Source organism: Kitasatospora sp. NPDC098663 (genome assembly GCF_044760075.1).
Lineage (GTDB): Bacteria > Actinomycetota > Actinomycetes > Streptomycetales > Streptomycetaceae > Kitasatospora.
The window spans coordinates 50238-73888 of record NZ_JBIWAP010000014.1 but is presented as its reverse complement, the minus strand read 5'-3'; the positions used below and the strand labels follow the sequence as shown (position 1 = coordinate 73888).

Genomic DNA, 23651 nt, shown 5'->3' with positions numbered 1-23651 from the left:
CTCACACCCTAGACCCCGACCTTTCCACGGCCGGCCACCGGCCTTGAGTCCGGTCCGCGGAGTCCACCGTTCCGGGGCGGTGCGGGAAAAGGCGTCAAGACCTCCCGGACCGCCATATGGATTCCGTATGGAGTCGCGAGACGGAGGGATTCCGGAATCTACGATCCATCTTTGCCGACCAGAAAGATGAATCCGCTATGAAACCCCTGTCCCGTCTCAAACGCGCCCTGGCCTGCGGGATCGCCGCAGTCGCCATGGTCTCCAGCCTGACCGCACAGGCCCAGGCCGCGCCGGAGCCGCCCCTCCACGCGGACAAGACCTGTGGGACCCCGGCCTCGCCGGGCGGCGGCAACTGCATGACCGCGCTGATCAGCTCCGCCTTCGACATGATCAGGCTCATGCGCAACGCCGCCAACCTCAACAAGGTGGACAACGCGGAGTTCACCCAGAGCACCGCGTCGAAGTTGAGCGCGAAGTTCCCGGGGTTCAACGTCCTGGTGTTCAAGACCATAGGCACCGACCTGTATGACACCGAGTGGTTCAAGAACGAGTACAAGTCCGACATGAAGGGGGTGTTGATCGACACCACCTACAAGCTCAACCATTTCCTGGACAAGGAGAAGAAGGAACCCTCCGGCTACGACATATTCCGGATCTGGGTCTTCCAGGGGGATTCGACCATCCGTAACCGGGGCGACGGCGGTTACATGAACTGGGCGTTCATCGGCAACGACGGCGACACCGTCAAGAAGGAGCCGTGGACCTGCCGGGCGGGCACCGCGCGGCCCTACAAGTGCGACGGCGACGTGCGCACCATCCACTTCCCCGCGCGGTCCGGCTACGGCACCAGGACCGGCAGCCTGACCCCCGACTCCAGCCCCGGCTACCACGCCTGCCTGGACGTCAACGGCAACGGCAACGCCAACGGCACCCCCGTGCAGATGTGGGAGTGCAACGGCAGCGACGCCCAGAAGTGGACCTACAACGGGTACAAGCTCCAGGCGGCCAACGGCAAGTGCCTCGACCTGGAGGCCAACAAGACCGCGAACGGGACCAAGCTCCAGGTCTGGGACTGCCTGGAGATCCCCGGTCAGCGCTGGAACATGTCGGCCAGCGGCGGTTTCCGGCACATGGCGGACATGGACGACCGGTCCAAGGACGTCTGCATCGACGACTTCAACGGCCGGACCGCCAACGGCAGCACCGTGGCGGCCTGGGCCTGCGGCTCCGAGGACAAGCGGGACGCCCCCAACCAGAACTGGGCCTGGGGCGGCACCCCGCCGACCACCAACCCGCCCACGCCCGGCGGAGGCGGCGGCAGCAACGGCGCCGACGTGACCCTGAAGCTCGACAACGGCCTGGGTGCCGTCCCGGTCAACGGCTCCGCCGGCGCGTCGGTCGTCCCCGGGATCCGGGGTGGCAACGAGTCCAAGTGGAAGCTCACCCCGCTCGGCGGCGGCCGCTACCGGATCACCAGCTCCTACGGGCTGGAACTCACCGAGAACAGCAACTACATGGCCGAACTCCAGCCGTGGAGCAACTCCTCCCGGCAGAAGTGGGAGCTCGTCGGAGTCGGCAACGGCAAGTACCAGATCCGGATCTCCGACGACGACTGCCTCGCCCACGACGCCGACTTCAAGCAGCTCGGCGTGTGGACGTGCAAGTCGGGCTGGCAGCAGGAGTGGATCCTTGAGTCCGCCTCCGGCGGCGTGATCACCCCGACCGATCCGACCAACCCGACGAAGCCGGACCCGAAGCCCAAGCCGGACCCCAAGCCGAAGCCCGACCCGAAGCCGGACACCAAGCCGACCGTCCCGACCGAGCGGCCGCTGTTCCTGAAGCTCTCCAACGGCCTGGGCGCGTCGGCCCCCACCGAGACCTCGACCTGGGGTGCGCCGATCGTGGGCGGGATCCTGGGGTACAAGGGGTCCACCTGGACGATCAAGCCGCTGGGCGGGGACCGCTACCGGATCGTCAACGACCTCGGGTACAACCTCACCGAGAACCCTGACACCTACGTCGCCGAGCAGCAGGCGTGGGGCGGCACCTCCAACCAGAAGTGGCAGTTCGTCGGCCTCGGCAACGGCAAGTACCGGGTCCAGATCGACGACGACAACTGCCTCACCCACGACTCCGACTTCAAGCAGCTCGGGGTGTGGAGCTGCGAGGGCGGCTGGAAGCAGGAGTGGACCTTCCAGCTCCTCTGACGGCCGGTCCGGCCGCACAAGGCCACACCGGGCCGCAGTCACGACGGAGGACGAAGGACGCCGGCCACGTACGGCCGGCGTCCTTCGGTCGTTGTTCTCAGCCGACGTCCCGCCCGGAGGCGGCGCGGTGGCGCAGACCGTCCATCAGGAGGTCGAGGAGGCGTTCCATCCGGGCGTGGTGCTCGGGGGTGGTCGCGGCCAGGGACAGTCCGCTGAGGCTGAACAGCACGTCCTCCGGTTCGACGTCGGCGCGCAGCACGCCCGACTCGGCCCCGGCCCGCAGGAGTCGGGTGATCGCGGTGGTCAGCATCGCGCGGCTGTGCGAGAAGGGGTTGCTCCCGGAGGCGATGAGCGCGCGCAGCGCGTCGGACATCCCGCGCTTGGTGGTCATGTAGCGGACGAAGCCGTCCATCCAGGCGCGCAGCGCGGCGTCGGGTGCCGTGCCGTCGAGCAGTTCCGCGGCGGAGTCGCACAGCTTGGCGAGTTCGCTGCGGTAGACCGCCTCGACGAGTTCCTCGCGGGTGGCGAAGTGCCGGTAGAGGGTGCCGATGCCCACGCCGGCCTCCTTGGCGATGGCCCCGAGCGTCGCGTCCGGTCCGTCCTGGGCGAAGGCCCGTGCGGCCACTTCGATCAGTCGGTCGCGGTTGCGGCGCGCGTCGGCGCGCAGCGGCCGGGGGTCGGCGGTGGTCACGGCTGGTCCTCCTCGGGTTGCAAGCGGAGGATCCTCCGCTTAACCTGGAGACATGCGGAGGGCCCTCCGGTTTCCACTCTACCGGCCGCCCCCTCCCGCGCACCCCAGCTCCGGTCACCCAGCCAGACGGGAACGATCATGAACGCCAGCACCCCGCGCCTCACCACCCCCTTCGGCGCCGAGTCCACCGCCGCCGAGGTCATCTCCGGCGTCGACCTGACCGGCCGCCGCGCCGTCGTCACCGGCGGCGCCTCCGGCATCGGCGTCGAGACCGCGCGCGCCCTCGCCTCGGCGGGCGCGCAGGTCACCCTCGCGGTCCGCAACCTCGACGCCGGCGCCCGCACCGCCGAGGACATCACCGCGACCACCGGCAACGCGGACATCCGGGTCGCACCGCTGGACCTGGCCGACCAGGCCTCCGTCGCCGCGTTCGTCTCCGCCTGGGACGGGCCCCTGCACATCCTGGTCAACAACGCCGGCGTGATGGCCTCGCCCGAGGTCCGCACGCCGGAAGGCTGGGAGCTCCAGTTCGCCACCAACCACCTCGGGCACTTCGCACTGGCCACCGGCCTGCACGCGGCCCTGGCCCGGGACGGCGGCGCCCGCGTCGTGGCCGTCAGCTCCAGCGCCCACCACCGCTCCCCCGTCGTCTTCGAGGACATCCACTTCCGCGAGCGCGCCTACGAGCCCTGGTCCGCCTACGGCCAGTCCAAGACCGCCAACGTCCTGTTCGCGGTCGAGGCCGCCAAGCGCTGGGCGGCGGACGGCATCACCGTCAACGCCCTGATGCCCGGCGGCATCCGCACCGCCCTCCAGCGCTACGTCTCCGAGGAGGAGCTCGCCCGGCTGCGCGCCCAGTTCGCCAACGGCACCGAGCTGCTGTGGAAGACCACCGAGCAGGGCGCGGCGACCTCCGTCCTGCTCGCCGCCTCGCCGCTGCTGGCGGGCGTCAGCGGCCACTACTTCGAGGACTGCAACGAAGCCGTCCGCGGCGAACTCAGCGCCCGCAGCGGCGTCTCCGACCACGCCCTCGACCCCGAGGCGGCCGCGCTGCTCTGGCAGGTCTCGCACGACACCCTGGGCAGCCGCGACTGACGGCCCGCAGCAGAACGCCCCGCTTCCCCCTCCTCGCAGAGGGGAAGCGGGGCGCGGGGCGGGCCCGCTACCTACGCGGCCCCGCCAGGGCGTAGAGCCCGGCGCCGATCACCAGGAGGGCCACCGCGGTCCAGGTGGACGCCTCCGTGCCAGGGGGGTAGGACATCCAACCGAACGCCTTCCCCACGGTGTTGGGCGGCAGCGGCGGAGAGACGACGGCGAACGCGAGCCAAGCGGTCGGCAGCGTCCAGGCGAGGTGCGCCCCGCACAGCACCGCCCCGAACGCGGCCAGGCCGGCCATGCCCGCGGTATCCCGGACGACGACCTCGGTGGGGGCGAACCTCGGCCCCACCGCCTGGACCGCCAGCATCGCCGCGCCCGCGACCACGCCGATCAGCAGCGCGTGCGCCGCCCGGCGGGGCACCCACCGGATCGCGGCCGTCCTGTCCAGCGCGGAGTCCTGCCCGCCGAGCCCGACCGAGCCGGCCGCCACGCTCGCGGCGAGCACGAAGTACACGATCGGGTTGATCGCGTCCGGTTCCATCACACCCGTGCCGCCGCCCCGGTTGAAGACCCACACCACCAGCGCGGTGAACGCGACCGCGGCGGCCGACGTGGACACCTGCCGTGAACGCGCGTACAGCATCAGCCACCTCACTGCGCCGCCTCCCCGGCCATCTTCTGAAGCTGCTTGTACCCCGCGCAGGAGAGGGCGGCGGTGTGCAGCTCGACGATCTGCGAGCGCTGCTCGGCCGGTGGCAGCGCCATCAGCTTCTGCCACGCGGCGTCGGCCTCCGCCCAGAGCTTGATCGCGTACGCGTCGGTGCCCTTCTCCTTCAGCGGTTGGAGCTGGGGGTCGTGGAGGGCCCAGCTCACGGCGAGGCTCTGGCCGAGGACGTCGTAGCTCCCCCCGCCCTCCTTGTCGTTGTCCGGGTAGCAGCTCGGCGCCAGGCCCCTGCCGATCAGCGCGCGGGTCAGCTTCTCGCCCTTCGCGTCGGCGAGCATCCGGTCGTTGAAGTCGACCAGCAGCACGTCTGCGGAGAGTTCGCGTGCCGCGGCGAGCTCGTGCAGCGCGTTGTCCTCCCGCACCGAGGCCGGCGCCTTGTCGCCCAGGACGTCGTGCAGCACGCGCAGCGCGTCCTTGCTGCGCTGCGCGAGCTCGGCGAGGTGCGAACGGCTCGCCTGCGTCACGCACACCGGCCCGTCGCACACCAGCGTCGCGGCGGCCTTGTCGACGACGTAGGTGTCGCGCGCGGCGGCCGGGAGGACCAGCAGGGCCAGGCCCAGGCCGGCCAGGACGGGAGTCACCGCGAGCAGCCGGGCCCGGCGGGTCGCGGCCGCCAGCAGCGCGAAGCCGGTGGCGAGCAGGCCGAGCAGCCAGAGCGTCTGGCCGAGGTGGACGGAGCCGGACAGGGTCAGCAGCATCTGCCGCGGCTCCACGGTCGCCGGGGACAGCTGGGCGAACCGGTTCCCCACCCTGCCCGTCGGCACCAACCCCTCATTGTTCATGCGCAGGAACAGGCCCGTCCCCACGAAGACGATCACCACCAGGGCCGGCGGCGTGAGGGTGGAGGGCAGCGCCCGCGCGACACCCATGCCGAACACGGCGCCCGCGACCAGGGCCAGTGCCGCCACCAGCGAGATCGGCAGCCAGCCGAGGGATGCGTAGGTGGTCGGACCGGCCGCCACCTGGGCTCCGCCCACCAGGACCAGCAGACCGAAGCCCACCGCCGCCGCGAGCCCGATCGCACCGGCCGGCAGCGCCGCACGGCGCCAGGCCGGCAGCGGCGTGGTCGACAGCAGCTCAGTCATCCGCGAGCGGGATTCGCGCAGCCCGTACACCGCCCCGATGCCGATCACGAACGGCCACCAGTAGGCCAGCAGCGACCGGGTCCACATGGCCATGGTGGTCCACTGGGCCGTCCACCCCGCGGTGCCGTGCCACCAGAACGCGTCGAACGGGAGGAAGACCGCCAGGCTGCCGCCCAGGACGACGAGGCCGGCCCACGGGGCGGCGGAGCGCCTCAGCTCCGTCCGCAGCACACGTCGGTTCACCAGGCGCTCCCCTGCTGGCCGGAGTTGCGCAGCAGCGCCGAGTAGCCGCGCTCCAGGGGGCTGTCGCCCGGGTGGTCGGGGCTGCCCGCCGCACCCAACTCGTCCGGCGTGCCCTGGAAGACGAGGCGGCCGTCGGCGAAGAGCACCACGTCGGAGCAGGCGGCAGCGACGTCCTCGACCAGGTGGGTGGAGACGACCACGCAGGTGTCGCGGCCCAGGTCCTGCAGCAGCTCGCGGAAGCGCAGCCGCTGCGCCGGGTCCAGCCCGGCCGTCGGCTCGTCCAGCAGCAGCACCGCGGGGGAGTTGACGATGGCCTGGGCGATGCCGGCCCGCCGCACCATGCCGCCGGACAGGGTCTTCATCCGGTGGTCGGCGCGGTCCGCCAGGCCCACCCGTTCCACGGCCCGCTGGACGGCGCCGGGGATGTCCGCCTTCGGCACCTCCTTCAGCCAGGCCATGTACTCGACGAACTCGCGCACCGTGAAGCGCTTGTAGTAACCGAAGTCCTGCGGCAGGTAGCCGATCTGGCGGCGCAGGGCCCGGTGGTCGCCCACCCGGCCCCCCAGGGAGGTGCCGAGCATCTCCAGTTCGCCCTCGGTGGGGCGCAGCACGGTGGCCAGCGTCCGGATCAGGGTGGTCTTGCCCGCCCCGTTGGGCCCGAGGAGCCCGTGGGCGCCGATGCCCAGGGAGAGGTCGAGCCCGTCGACGGCCATCTTGCTCCGTCCGACGCGTACCCTCAGGCCGCTGGCCCGGATCTCCCAGGCGTAGGTCTTCGGCGCGGTGTCGGCCGCGCTCGCCGTATACGTCATGCGATGGTCCCTTTCCAGGGTGGACATGGGTTTCACAGCGTCGAGTACGCGTCCCTGCGAGTGATCACGGCGCAGACGCCGAGCGCGAGGAGCAGCCCCCACACGGGCAACTGGTCGCGGTGCAGGGCGAGTTCGAGGATGGCGGGGATGTGCCCGGTGACGAACGTGGGCACCACGACGGCGGCGCCCCACCCGGCCACCAGCCCCACGGCGGCGCGGGTCACGCCGATCACGCTGCCCAGCGCCAGGGCGGTGGAGGTGAAGGCCAGGGAGGGCAGCAGCCACTGCGCGGGCGTCGTGTTCCCGGTCAGCCATCCCCCCGCCAGGAGCCCGGGCACGACCACCACGAGGACCGCGGTGGTGCGCCTGAGCAGCAGGGTCAGGCCGGCCCGGGCGGTCGAGGCGGTCAGTTCGTACGCCGGGTCCAGGCCGCGCGACCACGATGCGGCGACACCGCACAGCGGCAGCACGGGCGCGATCAGCGCCACCATCGAGGAGCCGCCGAAGACCTTCGCCGGCGCGGCCACGTCCAGCAGCAGCGCCATCAGGGTGACGACGGCGGTCATCGCCAGCCACGGGGTCATGGCCGGGGTCAGCCAGGCCGACACCCACGTCGGGCGGTGCCGCCGCCGGGGTGCCCCGACGGCCGCGTCCAACTGCGCGTCCAGACCGGCCCGGACGGTGTCGACGAGCGCGGCGACGCCGGGCGCCTCGGTGGCCACGGAGGCCGCCAGCAGGCTCCGGCACGGCGCGCACGTCTCCAGGTGGGCTTCCAGCGCCCACACCGTGTCCGCGGCCATCGCCGCGTCACCACGCGCGTAGTCGTCGATCAGTCGCCTCGACGCGTGTTCCGCGTTCATGCCAGCGCCTCCCGCATCGCGATCCGGGCCCGGCGGGCACGGGTCTTGACCGTGCCTTCGGGCAGTCTGAGCAGGACGGCGGTCTCCCGGACGGAGAGCCCGTCGAGCACCGTCGCCTGCAGTACGTCTCGGAGTTCCGGCGCCAGCCGCCGCAGGGCGTCGCCCACGTCGCCGCCGACGGTCCCGGCGAGCGCCTCCTCCTCCGCCGCGGGCACCACGGCCCGCTCGGCGGCGGCGGCCGGCGGTTCCGCGTGGTGGGCACGGCGGCGGAAGGCGTCGACGAGGCGGCGCGCCGCGATCGTCCACAGCCACCCGACGGCCGTCCCGCCGACGGCGCTCCCGGCGAACGCGCCGGCCGCGCGCCACACCGCCAGATAGGTCTCCTGCATGACCTCGGCGACGATCTGCTCGTCCGCGCAGCGGCGGCGCAACCGCACCGCCAGCCACGGCGACGTGCGCCGGTACAGCTCGTCGAACGCCGCGCGGTCACTTCTGGCGATCAGCCGGACGAGGCGTTCCTCGTCCAGCTCGTCCAGTGCTCTCCTGCGTGATCTCACACCAGCCAGACGCCCGCTGCGGCGTGCAGGTTCTGCATTCGGCGTGACCTGCATCACACCGATGTCCTGACATGACCGCAGCGCAGGAGGTCGGTCAGCCCGACTTCCTGCGCTGCGGTCACCTCGGCACCCTTCAGTCGGGCAGGTTCCCGTCGCCCCCCAGGTTGGCGACCATCCGACGCAGGACGTCGATCGTGGTCGCGAACTCGGCCGCGCCGATGCCCTCGTGCGTCTGCCGGTGCACCCGCAGGTTGCGCTCCCGCGCCCGGAGGCGGCCGGCCTCCCCCGCCCCGGTCAGCGTCATGGCCCCCGCCTCCTCCGTCAGCCACCCCCGGGCGACGAGGTCGTCGAAGACGTCGCCGAAGTCGATCCCGAGGTTCTCGTACCTCGCCAGCCGCTCGACCAGCGCCGCCCGGGTCCACCGGCCCGGATCCCCGGCCACGTGGTTGAGCGTCCACCAGTGCGGCTGCGTGAGATCCTCCACCGCCAACTGCGCACGGATGGCCCCGACCACCCGCTGGCACGCCTCACCGCTCCACGCGCCGATGGGCTGGGCGGCCAGCTCCTCCTGCGAGTACTCCCGGACTGCCATGTCCATTCGCCCCCTTCAAGCGATCACCGGAACACGGCCACCGTAGAACCTCAACCGCCCTTGAGATCAAGGCCGGTTCAGAAGGCGGCCGCCCGGATCAGGCACCTGTGGCGGCAGGCACCCCGGCGCCGGCGCGCTACCGGGCCGTCCGCGCCAGCAGCGCGATCTCGGCCGCCACCGCCGCCGGCTCGGCCGCGACGCTGACGTGGGCGACGCCGTCCAGCCCGGGATGCGTGCCGACCCGCACCGCCCGCTCGGCGTTGCGCAGCAGGTCGAAGTCGTTGATGTCGTTGCCGAAGGCCGCGTACGCGCCGATGCCCATCGAGGTCAGGGCCTCCCACTTCGTCGTGGAACCGGGCGCGAAGTCGATGATCGCCTCGTCGAGGTGGTGGTTCACCATCAGCCCGAGCCCCCGGCCGGCCTCGGCGAGCTCCGCCATGTCCGACGCCTCGACGACCAGGAACTTCACCACCTCGGGCAGTTCGGCCAGCTCCACCCGGCTCGCCAGGCCGCCCTGGTCGACGCGGCCCCGGATCGGGTGGTCCACCGGCCCGGTGTACGCGTAGTCCCAGGGCCCGTCCGCGAGATAGCCCGCCTCGTGGCGCGCGACCGCCGCCATCAGCCCGCCCAGCACCGCCGGTTCGAACACGGCCCGGGCCCGCACCTGCCCGTCGACCGACACCAGGCTCCCGTTCCCGCCGATCAGCATCGCGGCCGGGAAGGCGCCGTCGAGCACCGGCAGCATGTCCCGAACCGGCCTGGCCGACGCGAAGACCACCTGGTACCCGGCCCGCTCGCACTCCCCGATCGCCGTCAGGATCCGGCTGTCGATCGTCCGCCCGTCGAAGCAGAGCGTGCCGTCGAGATCGAAAACCACCGTGCGGGTGCGAAGGTTGACCATTCCCGGATGATATCCGTCCGTTCGGAGCCCGCGATGTGATCCCCACTACGCCGCCCCCGCCACCCGTTCGACCGCGATCGCCCCGGCACTCCCGCCTCCCGAAAACCGCTTGCCGGGCAGGCGACGGCCCCCGTACCGTCGCCCGGCATGACCCCGACCCTGCGTACCCGGCGCCTGCTGCTCGACCCGTACGTCCTCACGGACGAAGAGGACTTCGTGGCGCTCTTCCAGAACCGGCAGGTGTCCCGGTGGATGGGCGACGGCCCGCAGTCCGAGGCCGAGGACCGGGCCCTGTTCGGCCGCATCTTCACCCAGGTCTACGCCTCGAACCGGTTCGACGTCTGGGCCGTGCGGCACGACGGCCGCCTCGTCGGGCACGCCGAGATCAAGCCCACCACCGTGGTCGAGGGCTTCGAGATCGTCTACGCGCTGGCCCCGGAGGCGTGGGGCCGCGGCCTGGGCACCGAACTGGCGGCCGCGATCGTCGACCACGGCTTCACCACCCTGGGGCTGGCCGAGGTACACGCGACGGTCGTCGACGCCAACCTCGCTTCGCTGGCGCTGCTAGGCAGGATCGGCTTCCGGCACGTCCGCGACATCCCGGAGGACGACGGCACCACCACCCGCCTGCTCACCCGGGGCCGCGCCGATGCCGCCGGGGCCGCCTCGCCGTAGCTCTCCCCGCCGTAGCTCTCCCCGCCGCAGCTCTCCCCGCCGCAGCTTTCCCGCCCGAGCCGGACGGCCCGAACGAACGCTCCCCCGATCGGGGGAGGCCCCCCATGAGCTGCGCCGCGATACTGGTGATCATGATCAGGGGAATCCGGCCGCTGCTGCGCGGCTCCACGTACTCGGGTGTGCTGTTCGCCTTCCTCGGCGCGCTGGCGAGCCTGGCGCTGCTGCCGTTCGCGATGCTGCCGGCGATGGCCTGGCCGTCCGGCCCCTACCTCGCGCGGGCGGTGCTCACCCTGCTGGTCTGGGCGGCGCTGCTCGCCGTGGTCGGGCTGGCCCGCACCACCCGGCGGGTGCTGATCGGCGGCGCCCGCCGGCTGCTGAGGGTGCCGCTGCCGGATCCGGTGTCCGCCGCCCGGGCGGCGGACCTCCCCGGCACCGACCGCTGGCGCACCCCGCTGTGGCTGCTGCTGCACGTGGCACTGGGCTGGGTGGGCGGCCTGGTGAGCCTCATGCTGCTCGGCGTGGCCGTGGCCCTGCCGGGCAACTGGGTCTCCGGTGATGCCTGGCTGAACTGGTACGGCCGGCCGGTGCAGGTGACGGGCGTCTGGAGCTGGGTGGTGGCGGCGGCCTGCCTGCTGCTGGCGCCGGCGGTGTGCGCGGCGGTGGCGAGCGCGCTGCGCGGGCTGGCCCCGAAGCTGCTGGGGCCGTCGGCGGCCGAGCGGCTGGCGCTGGCGGCGGAGCGGGAGCGCCGGCTGGCCGAACGCAACCGGCTGGCCCACGAGTTGCACGACTCGATCGGGCACACCCTGACGGCGGCCACGATCCAGGCGGCGGTGGCGGGCGAGGTGCTCTCCGCCGACCCGGTGGCGGCGCGGGCCGCCATGCGCAGCATCGAGGAGTCGACCCGGGCCGCCCTGGAGGACCTGGACTACGTGCTGGGCGCGCTGCGCGAGGAGGAGTCGGGAGCGGCCCCGGCCCGGACCCTGGCCGACCTGCCCGAGCTGCTGGACCGGTTGCGGCACGCCGGCGCGGCGGTGGAGCCTGAGCTGTCCGGCGAGCTGGCCCAGGTGCAGGGGACGCTCTCCCGGGCGGCGTACCGGATCCTCCAGGAGGGGCTGACGAACGCGCTGCGGCACGGAGCCGGCGGCCCGATCGAGGTCCGGGTGGCGGCCGGGCCGGACACCCTGGAGCTCAGCGTGGTCAACCGGACCGGGACGGGCCCGCGCCAGGGCGCCTTCCCGACGTCCGGCCACGGCCTGCCGGGCCTGGCCGAGCGGGTCCGGCTGCTGCACGGCGAGATCGAGGCCGGACCGGACGGGCCCCAGGCCTGGCGGCTGGCCGTGCAGCTGCCCGTACGGTTGTCGGCATGACCGGCCCAAACCCCACCACCGCCGCGCCCGACGCCGCCGGCACCCCCGTCACCCTCCTGATCGCGGACGACGACGAGGTGACCCGCAGCGGCCTGCGCACCCTGCTCGCGGTGCAGCCGGGGATCACGGTGGTCGGGGAGGCGTCCGACGGCGTCGACGCGGTCGAGCAGGCACAGCGGCTGCGGCCGGACGTGGTCCTGATGGACGTACGGATGCCGCGCCGCAACGGGATCGAGGCCACCCGGCAGCTGCTGGCCGAGTCGGCCGCGCCGCCGAAGGTCGTGGTCATCACCACCTTCGAGAACGACGGCTACGTCACCGCCGCCCTCAGCGCGGGGGCGAGCGGGTTCGTGCTGAAGCGGCTTCCGGTGCGGCAGATCGCGGAGGCGGTGCGGGTGGCGGCGGCCGGGGAGGCGATCCTCTTCCCGGCGGCGCTGCGCCGGATGGTCTCCGCCCGCCCGCTGGACTCCGCCGAGGCGCTGCCCCGGGCGGCGTTGACGGTGCGGGAGGAGGAGGTACTGCGGTCGATGGCCACCGGCCAGTCCAACCCGGAGATCGCGGAGTCGCTCAGGGTGAGCCTGGAGACGGTGAAGACGCACGTCGGGAACGTGCTGACCAAGCTCGGCGCGCAGAACCGGACCCACGCCGTGGTGATCGCGTACGAGTCCGGCCTGGTGGTGCCGGGGCTCGCCGGCTGACCGGCCGCCCCGACGACCCCCTCACCTCCCGGTCAGGAATCCAGCTCGCCGAGGAAGTCCAGCGCGATGGCCCAGGCCCGCTCCGCCGCCTCGGCGTCGTAGTCGGCCAGCTCGGTGTCGGTGAACAGGTGCCCGGCGCCCCGGTAGCGGTGCACCTCGACGTCGGCCCCGGCCCGCCGCATCCCCAGGTACCAGGCGTTCAGCCAGTCCTCGGTCTCGAACGGGTCCGGCTCGGCGACGTGCAGCTGCACCGGGATCTCGGTGTCCGCGTCCTCGCGCAGGTCGGAGGTGCCGTGCAGGAGCAGCAGGCCGCGGGCCTTCTCGTCGGCGAGGGCGAGGTTCTGCGCGAGCGAGCCGCCGAGCGAGAAGCCCGCGTAGACCAGGCCGCCGTCCGACAGCGGGGCGGCGGCGGTGACGGCCCGGCGCAGTAGTTCCTCGCTGCCGCCGACCTCCTCCTGGTACGCCAGTCCGGCCTCGATGTCGTCGAAGGTCCGCCCGTCGTACAGGTCCGGGGTGTGCACGGTGTGCCCGGCGGCGCGCAGCCGGTCGGCGGCGGCGTGGACGGCGGGGCGCAGCCCGAGGGCGGAGTGGAAGAGGACGATCTGGGCCACGGTCGGGGTCCTTCGGCAGCTGAGAGCGGGTACTCCCCCATGATCCCGCATGATCCGGCGACCCGACCTCCCCGGCCCGCCCGCCCCGGGCCCGCCGCACCCACGCGGCGGGCCCACAGCACGACGGCCCTACGACACCACGTCCTTGCGCGCGAACCCCCGGAACGCCAGCGCGAGCAGCACCGCCGCGTACGACAGCGACAACGAGACCCCCTGCACCATGCCGCCCCACTCCAACTGCGGCTGCAGGGCGTCCGCCCAGGCGTACTGCCAGTGCGCGGGCAGCCACTCCCGCAGGCCCCCCAGCGCCGTGACGGCGTCCAGCACCCCGGTGATGATCGACGCGAACACCGCCCCGCCGACGGCGCCCAGCGGCGCGTCCGTCGCCGTGGAGAGCCAGAACGCCAGCGCGGCGATCACGATCTCGGCGAGGAACACGTAGGCCGCCGCGACGGCCAGCCGGGGCAGCGCCTCCCCGGCCGAAAGGCTGGCCCCGGTGGGCAGCTTGAGGTCCCCCCAGCCGTACGCGGCGGTGCCGACGAGCAGCCCGATCAGCGGCAGCATCGCCACCGCCACCGCCGAGAACGCCAGCCCGACCGCGAACTTGCGGGCCAGCAGCCGGGCCCGGGGCACCGGCGCGGCCAGCAGGTAGCGCAGCGAGGACCAGCTCGCCTCGGAGGCGACCGTGTCGCCGCAGAACAGCGCCACCGGGATGACCAGCAGGAAGCCGGTGCCCACGAACAGCATGGTGGCGGCGAAGTTGGGCCCGGACGCGGTGGCCAGGTCGATGAAGGTGGTCCGGTCGGGGCGGCTCGGGGTGCCGCCGATCTGGAACGCGGCCAGCATCACGAACGGCAGGGCGGCCAGCACCGCGCCGATCACCAGGGTGCGGCGTCGCCGCAGTTGCCGCATCGCCTCCACCCGCAGCGGCAGTGTCCGGCCCGCCCGGTACCCCTCGGCGTGGTCCGCCGACACGACGCCGCTCACGACACCGCTCACATCACCGCTCACGTCACTGCTCGCCCCGCTACTCACGCCGCCGCTCACGCCGCACCTCCGATCAACGACAGGAACGCGTCCTCCAGCCGCCGCTGCGGCCCGGCGCTCTCCACCGGCACGCCGAGGCGCACCAGTTCGGCCAGCAGTTCGTGCGCCGCCAGCCCGTCCAGGCGCACCAGCAGCCCGCCCTCGACGGCCTCCGCCGAGCCGACCCCGGCCAGCGCGCCCACCTTCTCGACGACCGACCCGGGCTCGTACCCGGCGGGCACGCCGAGGAACAGCAGCTCGCCCGCACCGACGATCTCGCCGACGGCGCCGGTGGTGATCAGCCGCCCGCGGTCCATCACCACCAGGTCCGTGCAGCTCTGCTCGACCTCGGCGAGCAGGTGGCTGGAGACGATGACGGTCCGGCCGGCGGCGGCGTACCGGATCATCACCTCGCGCATCTCGCGGATCTGCGGCGGATCGAGCCCGTTGGTCGGCTCGTCGAGGATCAGCAGGTCCGGCATCCCGAGCATGGCCTGGGCGATGGCGAGCCGCTGCCGCATGCCCTGCGAGTAGGTCCGCACCGCGCGGTCGAGCGCCTCGCCGAGACCGGCGATGGCCAACGCCTCGTCGAAGCGGGCGTCCTCCTCCGGCCGGCCGGTGGCCTGCCAGTACAGCCGCAGGTTGGCCCGGCCGGTGAGGTGCGGCAGGAAGCCCGCGCCCTCGACGAAGGCGCCGACCCGGGAGAGCACCGGTGCGCCGGGGCGCACCAGGTGGCCGAAGATCCGGATCTCGCCCGCGTCGGGCCGGATCAGGCCCATCAGCATCCGCAGCGTGGTGGTCTTGCCGGCGCCGTTGGGCCCGAGCAGGCCGAGCACCTGCCCCTGCTCCACCCGGAAGCCCAACTCCCGCACGGCGTAACGGTCCTGGACGCCCTTGTAGCGCTTGCTCAGGCCGGTGATCTGCAGCGGCACCCCGGCCAGCGCCGGGTCGTACGCCGGCCCGTCGCCCGCCCCCCGCCGACGGCGGCGCAGCAGCCGGGGCGACAGCACCAGGCCGAGCGCCACCACGACGGCCGCCAGCGGCAGCAGCCAGGTGCGCGCGGGCAGCGGCGCGGCCTCGGTGACGAGTTCGTCGTCGGTCGGCACGGTGAGCGCCCCGGCCGGCGCGACCCGGTAGGTGGCGGGCTCGACGGGCGAGGCGTACGCGAGGTCGGTGGCGGCCAGGACGAGCCGCATCCGGTGCCCGGCGGCGAAGGTGTGGTCGACGGCGGGCAGCGCGACCGTGACGGTGCGGCCCGCGTCGGCGCCGGTGACCCGCAGCGGGACGGCGAGCTGCTGCGGGAGCACGGACTTGCCGTCCGGGCCCACGTCGTACAGCTTGGCGAAGAGCACCGCGTCCGGCCGGTCGGCGTGCACCTGGACGGGCACGGTGGGCTGCCCGGTCAGGTGCAGCGGCCGGTCCAGCGGCGCGGAGTCGAAGGCGGCGTGCTGGCCGGGGAAGTCGAGCGACAGCCCGGCGCCCAGCGAGGCCGCCTGGCTGAGCGCGCCGATCCCGGGCAGCGTCGAGATGCCGGGCGGGGCGCCGCCGGGCGGGTTGGCGATGGTCTGTTCGCCGCCGGCCAGTTCGACGCCGTGGGAGCCGGTGCCGCCCAGGCCCGGGTAGCGGTCGGCGGAGGCGCCGCGCAGCACGGCCTGGAAGCCGGTGGAGTCGACGCCCCCGGTGCGGGTGACGCGGAACGCGGGGCCGGTGTCGTCGCCCTGCCCCTTCAGGTAGTGGTCGAACCAGGCGGTCACCCGGTCGTCGACCCGGGCGCTGGTGTCGGTGCCGCCGTCGTGCCCGCCGGCGAACCAGTCCACCGAGACGGGCGCGCCGTTGGCCGCGACGGCCCGGGCGATCCGGTCGCCCTGGTCGAGCGGGAACAGCGAGTCCTGCTGGCCCTGCACGACCAGGGTGGGCGCCTTGAGCTGCGCGGCCACCGAGGACGGGCTGGAGCGGTCCAGCAGCGCGACGGCCTCCGGGTCGGCGTGCCCGGCGGTGGCGACCCGGTCGTACATCTGGCAGAGCGACTCCAGGAACCGCCCGCAGCCGACCGGCCCGTCCGCGGCGTCGCCGCCCTGCCCCGGCCCGCCCTGCCCGGCCCCGCCGCCGCGCGGCGCGCCGCCGGAGGGCCCGAGGTCGCCGGCCGCGCCGGTGGTGAAGAAGATCCCGGCCCAGAGCTTCTTGAACACGCCGTCGACGGCGCCCGAACCCTGCACGCCCTGCGGGAACAGCGCGTCGGCCAGGTTCCACCAGGTGATCTGGGTGGCCACCGCGTCGATCCGGTGGTCGTACGCGGAGGCCAGCAGCGAGACGGCGCCGCCGTACGAGGCGCCGGTGATGCCGACCCGGGGGTCGCCGGGCCCGTCGAGCTGCACCTCGGGCCGCTGGGCCAGCCAGTCCACCAGGTGCTTGACGTCCTCGACCTCCCGGTCGGGCGCGTTGAGGCCGATCTTCCCGCCCGAGTGCCCGAAGCCGCGCGCCGACCAGGTCAGCACCGCGTAGCCCTGCCGGGCCAGCTGCTGGGCGCGTTCGCGTTCGCCGTCCTTGGACCCGCCGAAGCCGTGCGCGAGCAGGACCGCCGGGCGCGGGGTGCTGCCGGTGGTGAAGAAGGAGGTGTCCACCTGGACCTGCTGGTCACTGCCGGGGGTCTCCGGCATGGCGAGGAAACGGTCCTCCTGATGGACCGCCGGCTCACCGCCGGACGCCACCGTCGCCGTGCCGACCCCGGCCACCACCACCAGGGCCGCCGCACCGGCCACCACCCTGCGCCGCACCGTCGTACCCCGGCTGCGCCACCGGCGCCACGCCCCACCGAACTCCATGGGGGCTGATCGTATCCGCCCCCCGGGTAGGCGTCCGATAAGGCCACCGCCGAAGCCCCCGCTTCCGCCCCGTTCACCCCGTTGCGCCCTGGTACGGCACGGGAGGACGAAGATCCCCGCACCCCACCAGGGGTACGGGGATCCACCGGAGGTGCCCTACAGCACCCGCGTCATCGTCCGATGCGGTATCCCCGCGTCCTCGTACACCGGGCCCTCGGCCGTGTACCCCAGCCGCTCGTAGAACCCCAGCGCCCCCACCTGCGCGTGCAGTTCCACCTCGACGGCCCCGCGGTCGAGCCCGGCCGCCTCGATCGCCCGCACCAGCCGGGCCCCGAGCCCGGTCCCCCGGGCCGCCGACACCACCGCGAGGCGTCCGAGCAGCACCCGGCCGCCGACACCGCCGGTGAGTTTCAGCGCCTGCTCTCCGAAGATCAGCCGTCCGGTCCCGAGCGCGGTCCCGTCCGCCGCCACGGCCAGCAGGTGCACCGAGGTCGCGTCGTACTCGTCGTACTCCAGCTCCTCCGGCACGTTCTGCTCGACGATGAACACCTCGCGCCGCACGTCCCGCACCAGCGCCAGGTCCGCGGCGCCCGCCGCGGTCCGGACGGCCGCCGTCATCTCAGCTCTCCGACGAGATGATGTCGAGCGCCTTGCGCAGGTCGGGCGAGTACTCGCTGGAGAACTCGACCCACTGCCCGTCCGCCGGGTGCTCGAAGCCGAGCGACACGGCGTGCAGCCACTGCCGGGTCAGCCCGAGCCGCTTGGCCAGCGTCGGGTCGGCGCCGTAGGTCAGGTCGCCCACGCAGGGGTGGCGCAGCGCGGACATGTGGACCCGGATCTGGTGGGTGCGCCCGGTCTCCAGCTTGATGTCGAGCAGCGAGGCCGAGCGGTAGGCCTCGATCAGGTCGTAGTGGGTGACGGACGGCTTGCCGTCCTTGGTCACGGCCCACTTCCAGTCCGAGCTGGGGTGCCGCCCGATCGGCGCGTCCACGGTGCCGCTCAGCGGGTCCGGGTGCCCCTGCACGAGGGCGTGGTAGCGCTTCTCGGTGATCCGGTCGTGGAACTGACGCTTGAGGTCGGTGTACGCGCGCTCGGACTTGGCGACGACCATCAGCCCGGAGGTGCCGACGTCCAGCCGGTGCACGACGCCCTGGCGCTCGGCGGCGCCGGAGGTGGAGATCCGGTAGCCGGCCGCGGCGAGCCCGCCGATGACGGTGGTGCCGGTCCAGCCGGGGCTGGGGTGGGCGGCGACGCCGACCGGCTTGTCGACGAGCACGATGTCCTCGTCGTCGTGGATGATCCGCATGCCCTCGACCGGCTCGGCGACGATCCGCACGGGGGCGGCGGGGGCCGGGATCTCGACCTCCAGCCAGGAACCGGCGGTCACCCGGTCCGACTTTCCGGCCACGGCGCCGTCGAGCGTCACCTTGCCGTCGGCGGCCAACTCGGCGGCCTTCGTCCGGGAGAAGCCGAACATCCGGGCGAGGGCGGCGTCGAGGCGCTCGCCCTCCAGGCCGTCGGGTACGGGGAGGCTGCGGATCTGCGCTGCGGTACTCACCCGTACGAGTATGCCGGAACCGCGGCCCTCCGCCGCCCGCCCGACCGCCCGGGGCCCCTGCTACTCGGTCTTGCCGCCCTGCTGGTGGACGGTGCCGTCCGGGTTGCTGCCCCGGAAGGAGAGCAGCACGACGAGGATTCCGCCGCAGACGATCGCCGAGTCGGCGAGGTTGAAGACCGCGAAGTGCTGGACGGAGATGAAGTCGACGACGTGCCCGCGGAAGACGCCCGGCGAGCGGAACAGCCGGTCGGTGAGGTTGCCCAGGGCACCGCCGAGCAGCAGCCCGAGCGCGATCGCCCAGGGCAGGCTGTACAGCCGGCGGGCGATCCGCCAGATCACCACGATGACGGCCGAGGCGATCATCGTGAAGACGACGGTCAGCGCCTGCCCCATGCCGAAGGCGGCGCCGGAGTTGCGGATGACCTGGAAGGTGACGACGTCCCCGATCACCTTGATCGCCGCGTGGTTCTCCAGCCGGGCCACGACCAGCAGCTTGCTGCCGAGGTCGATCAGGAAGGCGAGCAGCGCGACGACCATCAGCACGCCGATCCGCCGACGGCCCTTCGGCGCCTCCGCCGCGGCCGGGGCGGTCGCCTCGGCGGGCTCGGCAGGCTCCGCGGGCTCGGTGGACTCGGCCACGGCCACCTCCACGGCTTCGGCGGGGGTCGGGACGGCGTCGTCCCGCGTCTGGGGGGAACCTTGCGTACTGATGATCCGCTCCGCTGCCGGTGGAGCTCCCCCGGTTGGAGGTGGGGGAGGGTGGGCCCGTGGTCGCCGTACCGGACACCTCCGAACCGGACGTGTCCCAGGATTCAGGCGACGTTACGGGGTCGAGCGTACGGCAAGCCCGACCCCCTGCGCCGCCCCGGTCGGCCGCGTCAGCGGCGTTCCTGCTTGGCCTTGCACTGCACGCAGAGCGTGGCCCGGGGGAAGGCCTGCATCCGGGCCTTCCCGATGGCCTGCCCGCAGGACTCGCAGGTGCCGAAGCCGACGCCCTCCAGCCTGGTCAGGGCCCGCTCGGTCTGGGCGAGGCTGTCCCGGGCGTTGTTGGCGAGCGCGAGCTCGCTCTCCCGCGAGATGTTCTTCGTACCGGCGTCCACCTGGTCGTCACCGGCTCCGTCGTTGGAGTCACGCATCAGGCCGGAGATGGCCGCCTCGGCGGCGTCGATCTCGTTCTGCAGCCGCTCCAGCTCGCTGATCAGCTCGGTGTGCAGCTCGTGGACCTCGTCGGTGGTCCACGGGTCCTCGCCGGGCCGGACCGGCAGCGTGGCCGGGTCCACCGACTCGGCGCCGCGCGGCACGGTGACGGTGTCGGTGCTGCTCTTCTGCCGTGCGGTAGTGGTCACGGTCCCCTCCCCTGGATCGGCCGCCACGGCCTTGCGTGCCCGCTTGGTGGCGGTACCCGCGCCGGTTGCCTTCTCAGCCATGGCTTCGACCCCATCTACGAACGAATCGAGCCGCCGGTTCCCGGCGGCCTCCAGTGCCGGAACGATAATCCCGATCAAAACCGGTCACAACATGACATTCCGACGCCCCATGATGATCCCACCCAGGCAGCCGCCCCAGCCGCCACGCCCCGCGCGCTGACCAGACTTGTGCCCAGATCACCCCCGCCTAACCGCCGCCGCCGCCGGCCCCGGAGCGCCCCGGCCGTCCACCGCGGGGAAAAACGATTTGGACAAACCGACTCGCCCGGCCGATACACTGGCCCTGCAAGGCGCAGATGGGACGAGTACCGACGTACGCAGCCACCAGCGACCCGGGGACGGTGCGAGCCCGGGGGTGTGCACGGCGGGAAGATCACCCCGGAGCCGCCGGAAGAACGGCCGCCCGCCACCGCGCGGGCCGGCCCACTAGACCCGGCAGCAAGCCCAAACAAGAGGGCCGCAGCAGCACCGCGGCCAAGGAGGGTGGTACCGCGGGGCGGCTCGCCGTCTCGTCCCTCCGTCGGATCCCGTTCACATCCGCCGGAGGTATGACGCCCGCGATGAGCACCTACAACTCCGTCCCCGCACAGGTGGACCTGCCCGCCCTCGAACACCGGATCCTGTCGTTCTGGCAGGACAACAAGATCTTCCAGCGCAGCCTGGAGCAGTCCGAGGGCCGCCCCGAGTGGGTCTTCTACGAGGGCCCGCCGACCGCCAACGGCATGCCCGGCGCCCACCACATCGAGGCCCGCGTCTTCAAGGACGTCTTCCCCCGCTTCCGGACGATGAAGGGCTACCACGTCGCCCGCAAGGCCGGCTGGGACTGCCACGGCCTCCCGGTCGAGCTCGCCGTCGAGAAGGAGCTGGGCTTCTCCGGCAAGCAGGACATCGAGGCGTACGGCATCGCCGAGTTCAACGCCAAGTGCCGCGAGTCGGTGACCCGCCACACCGACGCCTTCACCGAGCTGACCACCCGCATGGGGTACTGGGTCGACCTCGACGAGGCCTACCGGACGATGGACCCGTCGTACGTCCAGTCCGTCTGGTGGTCGCTCAAGCAGATCTTCGACAAGGGCCTGCTGGCCCAGGACCACCGGGTCGCCCCCTGGTGCCCGCGCTGCGGCACCGGCCTGTCCGACCACGAGCTGGCCCAGGGCTACGAGACCGTCGTCGACCCCTCGGTCTTCGTCCGCTTCCCGCTGACCAGCGGCCCGCTGGCCGGCCAGGCCGCGCTGCTGGTCTGGACCACCACCCCGTGGACCCTGGTCTCCAACACCGCCGCCGCCGTCCACCCGGAGGTCACCTACGTGGTGGCCACCGACGGCGAGGAGAAGCTGGTCGTCGCCGAGCCGCTGCTCGCCAAGGCCCTCGGCGAGGGCTGGGAGGCCACCGGCGAGTCCTTCACCGGCGCCGAGATGGAGCGCTGGGCCTACCGCCGCCCGTTCGACCTGGTCGAGATCGAGAACGCGCACTACGTCCTCAACGCCGACTACGTCACCACCGAGGACGGCACCGGCATCGTCCACCAGTCGCCCGCCTTCGGCGCGGACGACCTCGCGACCTGCCGCAGGTACGGCCTGCCGGTGGTCAACCCGGTGCTCGCCGACGGCACCTTCGCCCCCGCGGTCCCGCTGGTCGGCGGCCAGTTCTTCAAGAAGGCCGACGAGGCCCTGGTCGCGGACCTCCAGGAGCGCGGCCTGCTCTTCCGCCACCTCCCGTACGAGCACAGCTACCCGCACTGCTGGCGCTGCCACACCGCGCTGCTCTACTACGCGCAGCCGTCCTGGTACATCCGCACCACCGCGGTCAAGGACGCCCTGATCCGGGAGAACGAGGCCACCAACTGGTACCCGGAGAACGTGAAGCACGGCCGCTTCGGCGACTGGCTGAACAACAACGTCGACTGGGCGCTCAGCCGTAACCGCTACTGGGGCACCCCGCTGCCGATCTGGCGCTGCGAGGAGGGCCACCTCACCTGCGTCGGCTCGCTGGCCGAGCTCTCCGAGCTCACCGGCACCGACCAGAGCGAGCTCGACCCGCACCGCCCGTACATCGACGACGTGACCTTCGCCTGCCGCGAGTGCGGCGGCGCCTCGACCAGGGTCCCCGAGGTCATCGACGCCTGGTACGACTCGGGCTCGATGCCCTTCGCCCAGTACGGCTACCCGTACCAGAACAAGGAGCTGTTCGAGAAGCGCTACCCGGCGCAGTTCATCTCCGAGGCGATCGACCAGACCCGTGGCTGGTTCTACACGCTGATGGCGGTCGGCACCCTGGTGTTCGACAAGAACAGCTACGAGAACGTCGTCTGCCTGGGCCACATCCTGGCCGAGGACGGCCGCAAGATGTCCAAGCACCTGGGCAACATCCTGCAGCCGATCCCGCTGATGGACCAGCACGGCGCCGACGCCGTCCGCTGGTTCATGGCCGCCGGCGGCTCCCCCTGGTCGGCCCGCCGGGTCGGCCACGGCACCATCCAGGAGGTCGTCCGCAAGACCCTCCTCACCTACTGGAACACCGTCGCCTTCCAGGCCCTGTACGCCCGCACCGCCGACTGGTCCCCCTCGGCGGCCGATCCGGCCCCGGCCGACCGCCCGCAGCTGGACCGCTGGGTGCTCTCCGAGCTGAACACCCTGGTCCGCGAGGTCGACGCCGCCTTCGAGGCGTACGACACCCAGCGCGCCGGCAAGCTGCTGTCCGGCTTCGTCGACGACCTGTCCAACTGGTACGTCCGCCGCGGCCGCCGCCGCTTCTGGCAGGGCGACGCGGCCGCGCTCGCCACCCTGCACGAGGCGCTGGAGACGGTCACCCGCCTGATGGCCCCGATGACCCCGTTCATCACCGAGCAGGTCTGGCAGGACCTGGTCGTCCCGGTCGCCGCGGACGCCCCGGCCTCGGTCCACCTGGCCACCTGGCCGCAGGCGGACGAGTCGCTGATCGACACCGACCTCTCCCGGCACATGGCGCTGGTCCGCCGCCTGGTGGAGCTCGGCCGGGCCACCCGCGCCGAGTCCGGCGTGAAGACCCGTCAGCCGCTGTCCCGCGCGCTGATCGCCGCCCAGGGCTGGGACGAGCTGCCCGCCGACCTGCGCGCGCAGATCGCCGAGGAGCTCAACGTCTCCACCCTGGAGTCGCTCGCCGAGGTCGGCGGCTCGCTCGTCGACACCAGCGCCAAGGCCAACTTCCGCGCCCTGGGCAAGCGGTTCGGCAAGGGCGTGCAGGACGTCGCCAAGGCGGTCGCCGCCACCGACGCCGCCCGCCTGGCCGCCGAACTGCGCGCCGACGGCGAGACCTCGGTCGAGCTGAACGGCGAGCCGGTCACCCTCTCCCCGGACGAGGTGATCATCACCGAGACCCCGCGCGAGGGCTGGGCCGTCGCCAACGAGTCCGGCGCCACCGTCGCCCTCGACCTGGCCATCACCCCGGAGCTCAAGCGGCTCGGCGTCGCCCGCGACGCCATCCGCCAGATCCAGGAGGCCCGCAAGAACTCCGGCCTCGACGTCGCCGACCGGATCGTCCTGCGCTGGCGGGCCACCACCGAGGAGACCGCCGAGGCCATCGCCGAGCACGGCCCCCTCGTCGCCGAGGAGGTCCTGGCCACCGACTTCGCCGCCGGCACGGCCGACTGGGACTCCGAGACCTTCGCCGACGAAGCCCTCGGCCTCGCCTTCCAGCTCCGCAAGGCCTGACCGACTCCGAA

Annotated in this window: 21 protein-coding genes; 6 read left to right on the top strand and 15 right to left on the bottom strand. The window is 73.0% G+C overall.

Annotated features, from left to right (window positions below; translation table 11 throughout):
* The first annotated feature begins 197 nt into the window (after positions 1–197).
* Positions 198–2207, top strand: a complete 2010-nt coding sequence (locus tag ACIQVZ_RS17505) for a ricin-type beta-trefoil lectin domain protein (protein ID WP_350884306.1) — start codon at positions 198–200, stop codon at positions 2205–2207.
* 97 nt (positions 2208–2304) lie between these two features.
* On the opposite strand, the gene ACIQVZ_RS17500 is transcribed toward ACIQVZ_RS17505, so the two are convergent.
* Positions 2305–2898 carry a TetR/AcrR family transcriptional regulator gene (locus ACIQVZ_RS17500; RefSeq protein WP_402450822.1) on the bottom strand — a complete coding sequence of 198 codons (594 nt, stop codon included), beginning with the start codon at positions 2896–2898 and terminating at the stop codon, positions 2305–2307.
* A gap of 138 nt (positions 2899–3036) precedes the next feature.
* Between ACIQVZ_RS17500 and ACIQVZ_RS17495 the strand changes: the two genes are divergently transcribed.
* The gene (locus ACIQVZ_RS17495; protein WP_402450820.1) at positions 3037–3993 is read left to right on the top strand and encodes an SDR family NAD(P)-dependent oxidoreductase; all 957 of its coding nucleotides are present in this window, start codon (positions 3037–3039) and stop codon (positions 3991–3993) included.
* Between the two features lie 67 nt (positions 3994–4060).
* Here ACIQVZ_RS17495 and ACIQVZ_RS17490 read toward each other — a convergent pair whose 3' ends face one another.
* The 7 genes from ACIQVZ_RS17490 to ACIQVZ_RS17460 form a co-directional block, all read right to left on the bottom strand.
* Positions 4061–4651 (bottom strand): hypothetical protein, encoded by a 591-nt coding sequence (locus ACIQVZ_RS17490; protein ID WP_402450818.1) that lies wholly within the window; start codon positions 4649–4651, stop codon positions 4061–4063.
* Positions 4648–6048: a hypothetical protein gene (locus ACIQVZ_RS17485; RefSeq protein WP_402450816.1), complete on the bottom strand. Its 1401-nt coding sequence runs from the start codon at positions 6046–6048 to the stop codon at positions 4648–4650. The genes ACIQVZ_RS17490 and ACIQVZ_RS17485 overlap by 4 nt, the downstream gene beginning before the upstream one ends.
* Positions 6045–6857, bottom strand: coding sequence for an ABC transporter ATP-binding protein (locus tag ACIQVZ_RS17480; protein WP_350884316.1), 813 nt, complete (start codon positions 6855–6857; stop codon positions 6045–6047). The genes ACIQVZ_RS17485 and ACIQVZ_RS17480 overlap by 4 nt, the downstream gene beginning before the upstream one ends.
* Positions 6858–6889: 32 nt before the next feature.
* Entirely contained in the window at positions 6890–7717 is an 828-nt protein-coding gene (locus ACIQVZ_RS17475; RefSeq protein ID WP_402450812.1) for an anti-sigma factor, read from the bottom strand.
* Positions 7714–8217, bottom strand: a complete 504-nt coding sequence (locus ACIQVZ_RS17470) for an RNA polymerase sigma factor (protein WP_402451029.1) — start codon at positions 8215–8217, stop codon at positions 7714–7716. Before ACIQVZ_RS17470 ends, ACIQVZ_RS17475 begins: the two co-directional genes overlap by 4 nt.
* A gap of 190 nt (positions 8218–8407) precedes the next feature.
* Positions 8408–8872: a MarR family transcriptional regulator gene (locus ACIQVZ_RS17465; protein ID WP_350884322.1), complete on the bottom strand. Its 465-nt coding sequence runs from the start codon at positions 8870–8872 to the stop codon at positions 8408–8410.
* A 130-nt stretch (positions 8873–9002) separates the two neighbouring features.
* Positions 9003–9767 (bottom strand): HAD hydrolase family protein, encoded by a 765-nt coding sequence (locus ACIQVZ_RS17460; protein WP_402450810.1) that lies wholly within the window; start codon positions 9765–9767, stop codon positions 9003–9005.
* A 147-nt stretch (positions 9768–9914) separates the two neighbouring features.
* On the opposite strand from ACIQVZ_RS17460, the gene ACIQVZ_RS17455 reads away from it, so the two are divergent.
* The 3 genes from ACIQVZ_RS17455 to ACIQVZ_RS17445 all read left to right on the top strand — a co-directional run bounded on the left by ACIQVZ_RS17455 (position 9915) and on the right by ACIQVZ_RS17445 (position 12507).
* Positions 9915–10442: a GNAT family N-acetyltransferase gene (locus ACIQVZ_RS17455; RefSeq protein ID WP_402450808.1), complete on the top strand. Its 528-nt coding sequence runs from the start codon at positions 9915–9917 to the stop codon at positions 10440–10442.
* A gap of 131 nt (positions 10443–10573) precedes the next feature.
* The gene (locus ACIQVZ_RS17450) at positions 10574–11809 is read left to right on the top strand and encodes a sensor histidine kinase (RefSeq protein ID WP_402450806.1); all 1236 of its coding nucleotides are present in this window, start codon (positions 10574–10576) and stop codon (positions 11807–11809) included.
* Positions 11806–12507: a response regulator gene (locus tag ACIQVZ_RS17445; protein WP_402450805.1), complete on the top strand. Its 702-nt coding sequence runs from the start codon at positions 11806–11808 to the stop codon at positions 12505–12507. Before ACIQVZ_RS17450 ends, ACIQVZ_RS17445 begins: the two co-directional genes overlap by 4 nt.
* 32 nt (positions 12508–12539) lie before the next feature.
* Here ACIQVZ_RS17445 and ACIQVZ_RS17440 read toward each other — a convergent pair whose 3' ends face one another.
* The 7 genes from ACIQVZ_RS17440 to ACIQVZ_RS17410 all read right to left on the bottom strand — a co-directional run bounded on the left by ACIQVZ_RS17440 (position 12540) and on the right by ACIQVZ_RS17410 (position 19870).
* On the bottom strand, positions 12540–13169 hold the full coding sequence (locus tag ACIQVZ_RS17440; protein ID WP_402450803.1) for a dienelactone hydrolase family protein: 630 nt from the start codon (positions 13167–13169) through the stop codon (positions 12540–12542).
* 78 nt (positions 13170–13247) lie between these two features.
* Positions 13248–14105, bottom strand: coding sequence for an ABC transporter permease (locus ACIQVZ_RS17435; protein ID WP_402450800.1), 858 nt, complete (start codon positions 14103–14105; stop codon positions 13248–13250).
* Positions 14106–14161: 56 nt separating this feature from the next.
* Positions 14162–16966, bottom strand: a complete 2805-nt coding sequence (locus ACIQVZ_RS17430) for an alpha/beta fold hydrolase (protein WP_402450797.1) — start codon at positions 16964–16966, stop codon at positions 14162–14164.
* Between the two features lie 156 nt (positions 16967–17122).
* Positions 17123–17584: a GNAT family N-acetyltransferase gene (locus tag ACIQVZ_RS17425; protein ID WP_402450794.1), complete on the bottom strand. Its 462-nt coding sequence runs from the start codon at positions 17582–17584 to the stop codon at positions 17123–17125.
* Between the two features lies 1 nt (position 17585).
* Positions 17586–18524, bottom strand: coding sequence for an RluA family pseudouridine synthase (locus ACIQVZ_RS17420; RefSeq protein ID WP_350884340.1), 939 nt, complete (start codon positions 18522–18524; stop codon positions 17586–17588).
* A gap of 60 nt (positions 18525–18584) precedes the next feature.
* Positions 18585–19163: a signal peptidase II gene (gene lspA, locus ACIQVZ_RS17415; protein WP_350884342.1), complete on the bottom strand. Its 579-nt coding sequence runs from the start codon at positions 19161–19163 to the stop codon at positions 18585–18587.
* Positions 19164–19402: 239 nt separating this feature from the next.
* Positions 19403–19870 (bottom strand): TraR/DksA family transcriptional regulator, encoded by a 468-nt coding sequence (locus ACIQVZ_RS17410; RefSeq protein WP_244293330.1) that lies wholly within the window; start codon positions 19868–19870, stop codon positions 19403–19405.
* Between the two features lie 641 nt (positions 19871–20511).
* Here ACIQVZ_RS17410 and ileS point away from each other — a divergent pair.
* Positions 20512–23640, top strand: a complete 3129-nt coding sequence (ileS, locus tag ACIQVZ_RS17405) for an isoleucine--tRNA ligase (protein ID WP_402450792.1) — start codon at positions 20512–20514, stop codon at positions 23638–23640.
* Positions 23641–23651 lie beyond the last annotated feature (11 nt).